Here is an 11558-nt window from a genome sequence, read left to right on the forward strand (position 1 = left end):
GCGCTTGGTCGGGGCGGGGGCTTCGCCGCCCCCGGTATCGGGGGACAGCGAGAAGCTGTTGGTGGTCGGACCCTTCTTCTGCGGTGTGAAGCTGGGGGCGAGGTGGAGGAGCAGCCAGGCGAGCAGCAGGTGGGCGACGAGCGTCAGCGCCAGCGAGGCGCCGCGGCGGCGGAGGAACAGGCGATGACGCTCCGGCAGATGGCGGAGCAACAGGGCCGGGCTCACGGACGATGGGGACCGTGGCGCCCGGCCGTGCATGGTCAGGCTCGGTTCGCCGCGCTGAGCACCGCGCGCACGCTTGCGGTGGCGATATCGGTGTCCATGCCGACGCCGAAGACGGTGCGGCCGTCGGCGGTGCGCGCTTCGACATAGGCGGCGGCCTGCGCGTCGGCGCCGTGGCCGATGGCGTGTTCGTTATAGTCGACGATCTCCAGTGCGGGGCCGGTGCTGTCGGCCAGTGCGGCGATGACGCCGGAGATCAGGCCGTTGCCACGTCCGGAGATCGAGCGCTGCTCGCCCTCCACCGCCAGGCGGCCGACGAACAGGCGATTGCCGGCACTGCCGCTTTCCTCGTAATCCACCAGTTCAAACCGGTCCTGCGAGCGGGGCAGATAGGTCGCCTCGAACCGGTTCCAGATGTCGGCGGCGTTGAGTTCGCGGCTGGTTTCGTCCGCCATCGCCTGCACGTGGCGCGAGAAATCGGCCTGCAGCCGCTTGGGCAGCTTCAGCCCCTTGTCCTGCTCGATCACCCAGGCGACGCCGCCCTTGCCCGATTGCGAGTTGACGCGGATCACCGCCTCGTAGCTGCGGCCGAGATCGGCGGGGTCGATGGGGAGATAAGGGACCTCCCACAGGCCGTCGTTCCGCTGTTCCTGCGCCGCAAACCCCTTCTTGATCGCGTCCTGATGGCTGCCGGAAAAGGCGGTGAAGACGAGATCGCCGGCATAGGGGGTGCGCGGGTGGACGGGCAGGTTCGTACAATAGGTGACGGTGTTCACCACCGCATCGATGTCCGACAGGTCGAGCCGGGGATCGACGCCTTGCGTGTACATGTTGAGCGCAACCGTCACGAGGTCGCAATTGCCGGTGCGCTCGCCATTGCCGAGCAGACAGCCCTCGACCCGGTCGGCGCCCGCCATCAGGCCGAGTTCGGCGGCCGCGACGCCGGTACCGCGGTCGTTATGGGTGTGGAGCGAGATGACGACGCTGTCGCGGTTCGGCACGTTGCGGCAGAACCATTCGATCTGGTCGGCATAGACGTTGGGCGTCGCGCATTCGACGGTGGCGGGCAGGTTCAGGATCAGCGGATTTTCGGGCGTGGGACGCAGCACGTCCATGACCGCGGCGCAGACCTCCACCGAGAAGTCGAGTTCGGCGGTGGAGAAGGTCTCCGGGCTGTATTCGAACTGCCAGGCGGTGTTGGGGCGCTTGGCCGCCTCGTCGCGCAGGATGCTGGCGCCGGCGACCGCGATCTCGCGCACCTCGTCACGGGTCATGCCGAAGACGATCTTGCGCCAGGCGGGGGATACCGCGTTGTAGAGGTGAACGATCGCGGACTTCGCACCGTCGAGGCTTTCGAAGCTGCGTTCGATCAGGTCGCGGCGCGACTGCGTCAGCACCTGGATCGTCACGTCGTCGGGGATGCGGCCGTCGCGAACGAGGCCGGAGATGAAGTCGAACTCGGTCGCGCCGGCCGAGGGGAAACCGACCTCGATCTCCTTCAGGCCGACCTTGACCAAGAGGTCGAACAGGCGCGTCTTCTTCTCGGCGTCCATCGGATCGATCAGCGCCTGGTTGCCGTCGCGCAGGTCGGTGGAGAGCCACCGCGGCGCGCGGGTGATGACGGCATTCGGCCATGTCCGGTCGGGCAGGGCGATGGGCGGGAAGGGGCGGTATTTGGTCGCAGGATCGCGGAGCATGATCGGTCTTCCGGTCGGACCGCGCGCGATGGAGACGGCGCGGTCGGTTGGCGCTAACGGTTCATCTTGCCCTTAGGGAAGCGCGCGCGTCACGCCCGTCCACCCTAAGGGCGGATAAGTCGCAGAAGCAGGTGCGCACGGTCGATCATTACGGGGTTCATGGCCGGTGGGCGTCAATTTGTCCACCATTGTTGGCGGGGGGTGACGACGAATACTCCGTTAACGGCCAGGTTGTAACAAGATGCCGTTGTGAAACAGCGTCTTTCATCGATCGGACAGTCTTTCCATGCGCCAGCTCGTTTATATCAGCACGGTTCGCACCGGGGTGCCGGTGGATGCCGCCGCGATCCTGGCGGCGTCGCGGCGCAACAATGCGCGGGCGAATGTGACCGGGCTGTTGTTCTTCGACGGCAAACGCTTCCTGCAGGCGCTGGAGGGCGAGCACGCGGTGGTGGATGCGACGTTTACGCGCATTCGCGGCGATGCACGGCATCATGCACTTGTCGTGTTGTCGGATCGCGATGTGGCAACGCGAGGCTTTGGCGAATGGGCCATGGCGTACCGGGCACCGGGCGAGAATGATGCGGATGGGCTGGCGCGGATCGCGGCGCTGACCGCCAATGCCTCCGCATCGGTGCAGGCGACGTTCGAGAGTTTCGCGCGGATCAAGCGGGCCGCCTGATCCGCGCCAGGTACAGGCTTACTGTGCGGCGAAGGCGGCGTTGATCGTCAGGTCGACCTTGTCGGATACGACGGGCGCCGCCATGCCGAGGCCGAAGTCGCTGCGCTTGATCGAGCCGGTGGCGCGGAAACCGATATTCAGTTTCTTGTTCATCGGGTTCTGGCCCGCACCGACGAAGGTGGCGTCCAGCGTCACCGGCTTGGTGATGCCCTTGATCGTCAGGTTGCCGGTGATCCGCGCCTTGTTGCCCGACGCCTGCACCGCGGTGGACACGAAACGTGCGGTCGGATGCTGGGCGACGTCAAAGAAGTCGGCGCTCTTCAGGTGCTTGGCGAAGGCGGCGCTGGTGACGGACAGTTCGTCGATCTTGAAGGTCACATCGACCTTTGTGGCATTCGGCCGGGCGGGATCGATGGTCAGCGAGCCTTCGGAAGCGCCGAACTGGCCTTCGAGCATCGTGAAGCCCATGTGGTTGACCTGCCAGGTGACCTGGGTGTGGGCGGCATCGACCGGGTAGGTGCCGGCGGTGACGCGCGATGCGACGGGGGCGCCGGGCAGCGTCTGGGCGGTGAGCGGAGCGGTGAGGGTCGCGGCGAGCGCGGCGGCGAGGATCAGGCGCATGGGTCTTGGGTCTCCCTGTTTGGATGACCGATTTGACCATGAAGCACGCGCGGCGGAAAGCGCCGGAATGGAAACAAAGGGTTGCAGCGCAGGCCCACCCCCGCCCTGTTGGGCGAGGGTGCGCGCGACGCTTTAGTTCTTGGTCTGGTCGACCAGCTTGTTCGCGCCGATCCACGGCATCATCGCGCGGAGTTCGGCACCGGTCTTCTCGATCGGATGCGCGGCGGCCAGCTTGCGCGCGGCCTTCAGCTCGGGCTGGCCGGCGCGGTTGTCGAGGACGAACTTCTGGACGAAGCGACCCGACTGGATGTCGGCCAGGACGCGCTTCATCTCCGCCTTGGTCTCGTCGGTGATGATGCGCGGGCCGGTGACGATGTCGCCATATTCGGCCGTGTTCGAGATCGAATAGCGCATGTTGGCGATGCCGCCTTCATACAGCAGGTCGACGATCAGCTTGGTTTCGTGGAGGCACTCGAAATAGGCCATTTCCGGCGCGTAACCGGCCTCGACGAGCGTTTCGAAGCCGGCCTGGATCAGATGGGTGACGCCGCCGCACAGCACGGCCTGCTCGCCGAACAGGTCGGTCTCGCATTCTTCCTTGAAGTTCGTCTCGATGATGCCCGAGCGACCACCACCGACGCCCGAGGCATAGGCGAGCGCCACGTCATGCGCGTTGCCGCTGGCATCCTGGTGGATCGCGATCAGGCAGGGCACGCCGCCGCCCTTCACATATTCGGAGCGCACGGTGTGGCCGGGGCCCTTGGGCGCGATCATGATGACGTCGACATCCGCGGGCGGCTCGATCAGGCCGAAATGCACGTTCAGGCCGTGGGCGAAGGCGAGCGCGGCGCCGGGCTTCAGATTGCCCTTGATATCGGCCTCATAGATCGCGGCCTGATGCTCGTCGGGAGCGAGGATCATCAGGATGTCGGCCCACTGCGCCGCTTCCTTGTTGGGCAGAACCTTGAAGCCGGCGCCTTCGGCCTTGGCAGCCGAGGGCGAGCCGGGGCGCAGCGCGATCGCGATGTTCTGCACGCCCGAATCGCGCAGGTTCTGCGCATGGGCATGGCCCTGCGAACCATAGCCGAGGATGGCGATGTTCTTTTCGGAGATCAGGTTCAGATCGGCGTCGCGATCATAATAGACACGCATTTTGGCACTTCCTTTCTATGGGTTGGGAAATGGGCGGGGTGGTCACCCTCACCCTCCCATGGCCTTGCCATGGGCCCCTCCCTCTCCCGGTGGGAGAGGGGCATTCGGATCAGGCGGCTTCGCGGCCGCGGGCGATGGCGACGATGCCGGTGCGGGCGACCTCGACCAGACCAACTTCGCCCATCAGCTCGACGAACTTGTCGATCTTCTCGATCGTGCCGGTCACCTCGAAGACGAAGGAGCCGATGGTCGCATCGACGACGCGGGCGCGGTAGACCTCGGCAAGGCGCAGGGCCTCGATCCGGTGGTCGCCGGTGCCCTTGACCTTCACCAGCGCCAGCTCGCGTTCGACATGCGCGCCGAGTGCGGTGAGATCGGTCACCTTGTGGACGGGCACGAGGCGGTCGAGCTGGGCGATGATCTGTTCCATCACCGGCGGCGAGGCGCTGGTGACGATGGTGATGCGGCTGACGCCCTTGTCGGCGGTGATCTCCGACACGGTCAGGCTCTCGATATTATAGCCGCGTGCGGTGAACAGGCCGGCGATGCGGGCGAGAATGCCCGGTTCGTTGTCGACGATGACCGCCAGCGTATGGCGTTCGGTGGCTTCGGTCTTGATGTGCAAAATTGTTTCTCCCCGGCACGGGGAGGGGGACCGCTCGCGTAGCGAGTGGTGGAGGGGGCTCTCCACCGACGCTCTCGCTTGCCGTACTCCCCCTCCACCATGCCGCTTCGCGTCACGGTCCCCCTCCCCGTGTCGGGGAGGATAAAAGGTTCAGACCAGTGCTTTGGCCTCGTCGTCCATGGTGCCCGAGACTTCATTCGCCTGCAGGATCATGTCCGTATGCGCCGCGCCTGACGGGATCATCGGGAAGCAGTTGGCGAGCTTGGCCACCCGGCAGTCGACGATCACCGGGCCGTCATGGTCGAGCATCGCCTGAATGCCGTGCTCCAGCTCGCCGCGCTGCTCGATGCGGATGCCCTTCCAGCCATAAGCCTCGCCCAGCTTCACGAAGTCGGGCAGCGAGTCGGAGTAGCTTTCGGCGTAGCGGCTTTCATAGGTCAGTTCCTGCCATTGGCGGACCATCCCCATATATTCGTTGTTCAGGATGAAGATCTTGACCGGCAGGCGATACTGGGTCGCGGTTGCCAGCTCCTGAATGTTCATCTGGATCGAGGCTTCACCCGCAATGTCGATGACGAGCGCATTCGGGTTGCCGATCTGCGCGCCGATCGCGGCCGGCAGGCCGTAGCCCATCGTACCGAGCCCGCCCGAGGTCAGCCACTTGTTCGGCTTCTCGAACCCGAAATGCTGCGCGGCCCACATCTGGTGCTGGCCGACCTCGGTGGTGATGATCGGATCGCGGGCGTGCGTCGCCTCCCACAGCGCACGCACCGCGCGCTGCGGCATGATGGCGTCGCCGATTTCGGGGAAGGACAGGCAGTTGACCGCGCGCCAGCCGGCGATGCGCCGCCACCAGTCGCCCGTGTCGGGCTTGGGGTGCTGGCGTGCCTTCCAGACGCGGACCATGTCCTCCATCGCGTGGCCGACATCGGCGATGATGGGTAGGTCGACGCGGACATTCTTGTTCACGCTCGACCGGTCGATATCGATATGCACCTTGCGGCTGTTCGGGCTGAACGCGTCCAGCCGGCCGGTGACACGATCGTCGAAGCGGCTGCCCAGCGCGATCACCAGATCGGCCTGGTTCATCGCCATGTTCGCCTCATAGGTGCCGTGCATGCCGAGCATGCCGAGGAACTGGTCCGACGAGGCGGGGAAGGCGCCCAGGCCCATCAGCGTCGAGGTGACGGGCGCGCCGCTGATCCGCGCGAGTTCACGCAGCAGTTGCGAGGCCGCCGGCCCCGAATTGATGATGCCGCCGCCGGTATAGAGGATCGGGCGCTCGGCGGCGGCGAGCATGTCGACGACCTGCTCGATCTCACGCGGGTCCGCCTTGATGCGGGGGCGGTAGGTCTTGTGCTGGATCGGGCCGGGCTTGGCGTATTTCGCGGTGGCGACCTGCACGTCCTTGGGGATGTCGATCACGACCGGGCCGGGGCGGCCCGAGGTCGCGATATGAAACGCCTCATGGATGACCGCGCCCAGACGCGCGGGATCCTTCACCAGATAATTATGCTTGGTGCAGTGGCGCGTGATGCCGACCGTGTCCGCTTCTTGGAACGCATCGGTGCCGATCAGCGCGGTCGGCACCTGGCCGGTGATGACGATCATCGGGATCGAATCGAGCAGCGCGTCGGTGATGCCCGTGACGGCGTTGGTCGCGCCAGGGCCGGAGGTGACGAGCACCACGCCGGGCTTGCCGGTGGCGCGGGCATAGCCCTCCGCCGCGTGGGTCGCCGCCTGTTCGTGGCGGACGAGGATATGGCGCAGCCGACCGCCGCTCTTCTCCGCATAGCGGAACATCGCGTCGTAGATCGGCAGCACGGCGCCACCCGGATAGCCGAAGACGACCTCCACGCCGAGATCGCACAGCGCCTCGACCAGAATATCGGCTCCGCTCTTCTCCGTCATGATCGGTCCTTTCACTCCACACGGGACGAACCGCTGTAGCGCCTCGTCGGAGGGGCGGCTACAGATGATAAAAGTTCGTGTCAATCATCAGTTTCGTAATAAAATGTCCGCTGCGGTGCGGCGCGTTTCAGTGTCATGGTCGGAAATGCGAAGCCAACCGTCATCCAACTGATTGCGAAACCAGGTATATTGGCGCTTGGCATATCGGCGGGTGGCGAGCGCACCGGCGGCGGCGGCCTGCTGGTGCGAAAGCTGACCGGCGAGGAGCGCAGTCGCCTCGGGCACGCCGATCGCGCGAAAAATGGGGGCGTCGGCGGGCAGATCGGAACGCGCCCTGAGCGCGGCGACCTCGTCCAGTCCGGTGGCCAGCATGTCGGCGAAACGGGCATCGATGCGTGCGAACAGCCAGTCGCGCTCGGGCAGGAGGACGATGGCGCGGCCCTCGATCGTGTCGGCGACGCCGCCTTCCTTGTGCGCCTGCCATGCCGCAAGCGGGCGACCGGTGGAGCGCACGACCTCAAGAGCCCGGGCGACGCGGGTGGTGTCGGCAGGGTTGAGCCGGGCGGCGGCGGGCGGATCCTCAATGGTGAGGGCGGCATGGGCCTGCGCCACGGGGAGGGCGCGCACGAGGCTGCGAACCTGCGGGTCGATGGCGGGCACCGGCGCGATGCCGTCGAGCAGGGTGCGCAGGTACAGGCCGGTGCCACCGACCAGGATCGGCAGGCGGTCTTCGGCCAGCGCCTCGGCGATCGCGGCCTTCGCATCGCTTGCCCAGCGTGCGGCGGAATAGCCGGCGTCGGCGCCGTCGACATGGCCGAACAGCCGGTGGGGAGCGCGTGCCTCCTCGGCCACGGACGGGCGCGCGGTGAGGATGCGCAGATCGCGGTACACCTGCGCGGAATCGGCGTTGATGATCGTGCCGCGATGCGCCAGCGCCAGGCTGAGCGCGAGAGCGGACTTGCCGCTGGCGGTCGGCCCTGCGATGAGCGCGACCTTCGGTAAAGGAGCCTTCATGTTCACAGCGACGCTGATAGCAGCAGGTGGCCGGCTGGCCGACGGGGATTTGCAAGCGGCGGCGGATCGGCTGGCGGCCGCCGCGATCGAGCCCGGCGAGCGCCGCTGGATCGACAGCGGTGTCGCCGGTGATATCGACTTCACCGGCGACCCGCTGTTGGCGCGCGAGGCGCTGGAGGGCGTGTTCGCCGCGACGGATGTCGTCGTGCAGCCGAGCGAGGGGCGCGAGAAGCGGCTGCTGGTCGCGGACATGGATTCGACCATGATCACCGTCGAGTGCATCGACGAGCTAGCCGATTATGCGGGGATCAAGGCCGAGGTCGCCGAGGTGACCGAGCGGGCGATGCGCGGTGAGCTGGATTTCGGGGCGGCGCTGGATGCGCGCGTGGCGTTGCTGGAAGGGTTGCGCGAGGATGTGATCGCGCAGTGCCTGGCGGAGCGGGTGACGCTGATGGCGGGCGCACGGGCGCTGGTGCGTACGATGAAGGCGCGCGGGGGGCTGACGGTGCTGGTGTCGGGCGGGTTCACCCGTTTCGCCGAGCCGGTCGCCGCCGAGATCGGGTTCGACCGGGCGATCGCCAATGTGCTGGAGATCGCGGACGGGCGGCTGACGGGCCGGGTGCGCAAGCCGATCGTGGGGTCCGATACCAAGGAAACGACGCTGCTGGCGGCGCTCACCGAGCGCGGACTGGAGCCGGGCGCGAGCATGGCGGTGGGCGACGGCGCAAACGACCTGGCGATGATTCGCCGTGCTGGGCTGGGCGTGGCGTTTCGCGCCAAGCCGATCGTGGCGGGCGCGGCCGGTGCGCGGGTGGATCATGGCGACCTGACCGCGCTGCTCTACGCGCAAGGCATCGCGCGGCGGGAATGGGTGGAGGGCTGATCCCCTCCACCCGTCGCCCTTAGCCGCCGACCACGACGCAGGGCACGCCGGAGCGGGCACAGGCCTGCGTCGCGGCGGCCCGGGTGGCGTAGCCCCCGGCCTGAAGCCGGGTGACGGCGCCTGCGGGAACGTAGAAGGGCTGTGCGCCGGACAATTTGCCGCGCACCTTGCCCCATTGCGTCTCGGCATTGGCGCGGTCGCGGAAGGCGCCGAGCTGGACGCGCCAAGCACCGGATTTGGCCGAGGTCGTAGCGGGCTTGGCCGCGACCGGGGTTGGCCTGGGTCGCGGCGCGGGGCTTGCGGCGACCGGCGTCACCTTGGGTGCGACGGGGGCCGAGGGGGGCGGCGTCGCGGTGCGCACCGCTGTCTGACGCTTTGCCGGCGTCGTTGCGGGTACGGCGTTCGTGGGTGCCGGTCTGGGCGTGAGGGTGCGGGCCTGCGCGGCATATTGCTGCGCAAGCCGGGTGCCCCGCTCCCGGTCGGCCGGCGTGATATACTGGTCCATCTGCGCCAGCGTTTCGGAGGCCGAGTGCAGACCCGCCTGCGATGCGCGGGTCATCAGCGCATAGGCGCGCGGATAGTCGCGGGTCACGCCGTCGCCGTTGAACAACATGGTGCCCAGCACAAGCTGGGCGCGCGATTCGCCGCGGCCGACGGACTTTTCCAGCCAGGGCACGGCTTCCGCCTTCTTGCCGGACTGGAACAGGGCGAGCCCGTAATTGTCTTGCGCCTGTTCATGGCCTTGCAGCGCGGCCTTGCGGAACCAGCTTTCGGCGAGCGCGGGATCGAGCGGCACGCCGCGACCAAGTTTGTATGCCTGCGCCAGATTGAACTGCGCGTCCGGATCGCCGGCCACCGCCGGGCCGCGCCACTGTTCGACCGCAGCCTTGTATTCGCCGCGGCCCCAGGCATCCACACCCGCCTTCACATCGGCGCCCGCGGGTATCGCCGAGCCCATCGATGTTGCCACCAACAGCAAGCCAAGCATCCGCTTCATCACCATCCACCCTTATTCCTGCACATCGGCGCCCCGGCCGGTTCAAACCGATATGGATCGGATCGAACACGGAACGGTGTTAACCCATCCTTATCGGCCATGGTGCCATCAGTGCGCTTAACAAAGGGCTCCATAGCGGAGAACGGGGGAATATGCGCGTTCTGGCGATGGCATCGCAAAAGGGCGGGTCGGGGAAGACGACCCTGTCCGGACATCTGGCCGTACAGGCCGAACTGGCGGGACAAGGGCCGGTGGTGCTGATCGACATCGATCCGCAAGGATCGCTGGCCGACTGGTGGAACGAGCGCGAGGCGCCGACGCCGGCCTTTGCGCAGACCAACGTCACGCGGCTGGCCGCCGATCTGGAGACGTTGCGGCAGGAAGGCTTCCGGCTGGCGGTGATCGATACGCCGCCTGCGATCACCATGGCGATCCAGAGCGTGATCGCGGTCGCCGAGCTGATCGTGATCCCGACGCGGCCGAGCCCGCACGACCTGCGCGCGGTGGGTGCGACGGTGGACCTGTGCGACCGCGCGGGCAAGCCGCTGCTGTTCGTGGTCAACGCCGCGACGCCCAAGGCCCGGATCACCACCGAGGCGGCACTGGCGCTGGCGCAGCATGGCACGGTGGCGCCGGTCACCATCCACCAGCGCACGGACTTCGCCGCATCGATGATCGACGGGCGCACGGTGATGGAGGTCGATGCCAAGGGACGCTCGGCCGCCGAGATCGCCGCCTTGTGGACCTATGTTTCCGATCGGCTGGAGAAGAATTTCCGGCGTACCGTGTTCAGCGTGCCTTCTGCCGTGATCGGTGCAGGCGCGCGGCCGCAGGCGAACGGCTTTGGCCGGCGGGTGGTGAGCTGATGGCCGCGCAGCCCAAGCCCGCGGCATCGCTGTCGTCCGGGTTGCTGGCGCGCAAAGGGCAGGCGCGCCCGGCGATGCGTCGGCAGGATACCGCCGGACCGGACGATCTGGGGTGGAACGACATGGGCGCGCCGGTGGTGGACGCGCTGCCGCCCGTCCTGGTCGAACGGGCGGTGCTGGTGCGCGAAGTGTCCGGCGGGGCGACCCTGTCTGCCGCCGCCGCGGCACGGATCGGCCGCGACAGTGCCGCGCAGGTGCGCAAGTCGGGCAAGGTCGCGTTCACGCTGCGGCTGGACGGCGAGCGGCACCTGCGGCTGCGCCTGGCGAGTGCGCTGGCGCATCAATCCGCACAAAGCCTGGTGACGCAGGCACTGGATCAGTTTCTGGCAACGATGCCCCAGGTGGACGCGCTGATTGCCCAGATGCCGGCGAAAGAGGGCTGATATGACGCGATCGATCCTGACATTGGGATTGTCGGCGCTGGTGCTGGGCAGCAGCGTGAGTGGTTGTGCCGTGCAATCGCGCAGCATGACCGCGGCCGCGTCCAAGAGCGGCGACGCGCAAGCGACGAAGGCGGCGGCCAAGGCGGCCAGGCGCGCGCAGCAGGCGCTGGCCAAGCAGGATGCCGCAGCGGCGGTGACCTTTGCCGAGGAAGCCGTGGGGCTGCGGCCACGCGATGCCGGATACCGGCTGGTGCTGGCGCAAAGCTATCTGAAGACCGGACGGTTCGTGGCGGCGCGGACGGCCTTTGCCGATGTGCTGGCGCTGGACCCGGAGAATGGCCGGGCGGCGCTCAACCTGGCGCTGGCGACGATCGCGGGGGGTGACTGGCTGGCGGCGCGGGAGCCGGGTGCGGGGGCACAGGTGCGTCAGAACCTGGCGCTGGCG

Annotated in this window: 11 protein-coding genes and 2 pseudogenes; 5 read left to right on the forward strand and 8 right to left on the reverse strand. The window is 67.5% G+C overall.

Features of this window, described 5'->3' with window-relative positions; genetic code table 11:
- Nucleotides 1-225: pseudogene (locus Q0U08_RS12340) on the reverse strand (hypothetical protein); the annotation flags it as partial.
- A 35-nt stretch (nucleotides 226-260) separates the two neighbouring features.
- On the reverse strand, nucleotides 261-1919 hold the full coding sequence (gene leuA, locus Q0U08_RS12345) for a 2-isopropylmalate synthase (protein WP_298091706.1): 1659 nt from the start codon (nucleotides 1917-1919) through the stop codon (nucleotides 261-263).
- 286 nt (nucleotides 1920-2205) lie between these two features.
- Between leuA and Q0U08_RS12350 the strand changes: the two genes are divergently transcribed.
- Nucleotides 2206-2601 carry a BLUF domain-containing protein gene (locus tag Q0U08_RS12350; RefSeq protein ID WP_298091707.1) on the forward strand — a complete coding sequence of 132 codons (396 nt, stop codon included), beginning with the start codon at nucleotides 2206-2208 and terminating at the stop codon, nucleotides 2599-2601.
- A gap of 18 nt (nucleotides 2602-2619) precedes the next feature.
- On the opposite strand, the gene Q0U08_RS12355 is transcribed toward Q0U08_RS12350, so the two are convergent.
- The 5 genes from Q0U08_RS12355 to miaA form a co-directional block, all read right to left on the reverse strand.
- Nucleotides 2620-3222: a YceI family protein gene (locus tag Q0U08_RS12355; protein ID WP_298091708.1), complete on the reverse strand. Its 603-nt coding sequence runs from the start codon at nucleotides 3220-3222 to the stop codon at nucleotides 2620-2622.
- A gap of 132 nt (nucleotides 3223-3354) precedes the next feature.
- Nucleotides 3355-4374, reverse strand: a complete 1020-nt coding sequence (gene ilvC, locus Q0U08_RS12360) for a ketol-acid reductoisomerase (RefSeq protein WP_298091709.1) — start codon at nucleotides 4372-4374, stop codon at nucleotides 3355-3357.
- A 109-nt stretch (nucleotides 4375-4483) separates the two neighbouring features.
- A complete protein-coding gene (gene ilvN, locus Q0U08_RS12365) occupies nucleotides 4484-4999 on the reverse strand; it encodes an acetolactate synthase small subunit (RefSeq protein WP_112381059.1) in 516 nt (171 codons plus the stop codon).
- Nucleotides 5000-5149: 150 nt separating this feature from the next.
- Complete coding sequence (locus Q0U08_RS12370) at nucleotides 5150-6910, reverse strand: acetolactate synthase 3 large subunit (RefSeq protein ID WP_298091710.1); 1761 nt, start codon at nucleotides 6908-6910, stop codon at nucleotides 5150-5152.
- Nucleotides 6911-6997: 87 nt separating this feature from the next.
- A complete protein-coding gene (gene miaA / locus Q0U08_RS12375) occupies nucleotides 6998-7924 on the reverse strand; it encodes a tRNA (adenosine(37)-N6)-dimethylallyltransferase MiaA (protein WP_298091711.1) in 927 nt (308 codons plus the stop codon).
- Between miaA and serB the strand changes: the two genes are divergently transcribed.
- Nucleotides 7923-8807, forward strand: a complete 885-nt coding sequence (gene serB / locus Q0U08_RS12380) for a phosphoserine phosphatase SerB (RefSeq protein ID WP_298091712.1) — start codon at nucleotides 7923-7925, stop codon at nucleotides 8805-8807. The genes miaA and serB overlap by 2 nt on opposite strands.
- Before the next feature lie 19 nt (nucleotides 8808-8826).
- Here serB and Q0U08_RS12385 read toward each other — a convergent pair whose 3' ends face one another.
- Nucleotides 8827-9804 carry an SPOR domain-containing protein gene (locus Q0U08_RS12385; protein WP_298091713.1) on the reverse strand — a complete coding sequence of 326 codons (978 nt, stop codon included), beginning with the start codon at nucleotides 9802-9804 and terminating at the stop codon, nucleotides 8827-8829.
- Between the two features lie 152 nt (nucleotides 9805-9956).
- On the opposite strand from Q0U08_RS12385, the gene Q0U08_RS12390 reads away from it, so the two are divergent.
- The 3 genes and pseudogenes from Q0U08_RS12390 to Q0U08_RS12400 form a co-directional block, all read left to right on the forward strand.
- Nucleotides 9957-10670, forward strand: a complete 714-nt coding sequence (locus Q0U08_RS12390; RefSeq protein WP_298091714.1) for a ParA family protein — start codon at nucleotides 9957-9959, stop codon at nucleotides 10668-10670.
- Nucleotides 10670-11113, forward strand: a complete 444-nt coding sequence (locus tag Q0U08_RS12395) for a hypothetical protein (RefSeq protein WP_298091715.1) — start codon at nucleotides 10670-10672, stop codon at nucleotides 11111-11113. Before Q0U08_RS12390 ends, Q0U08_RS12395 begins: the two co-directional genes overlap by 1 nt.
- Nucleotide 11114: 1 nt before the next feature.
- Nucleotides 11115-11558 (forward strand): annotated as a pseudogene (locus tag Q0U08_RS12400) (tetratricopeptide repeat protein); the annotation flags it as partial.

It is taken from the genome of uncultured Sphingomonas sp. (genome assembly GCF_946477935.1).
Classification (GTDB): domain Bacteria; phylum Pseudomonadota; class Alphaproteobacteria; order Sphingomonadales; family Sphingomonadaceae; genus Sphingomonas.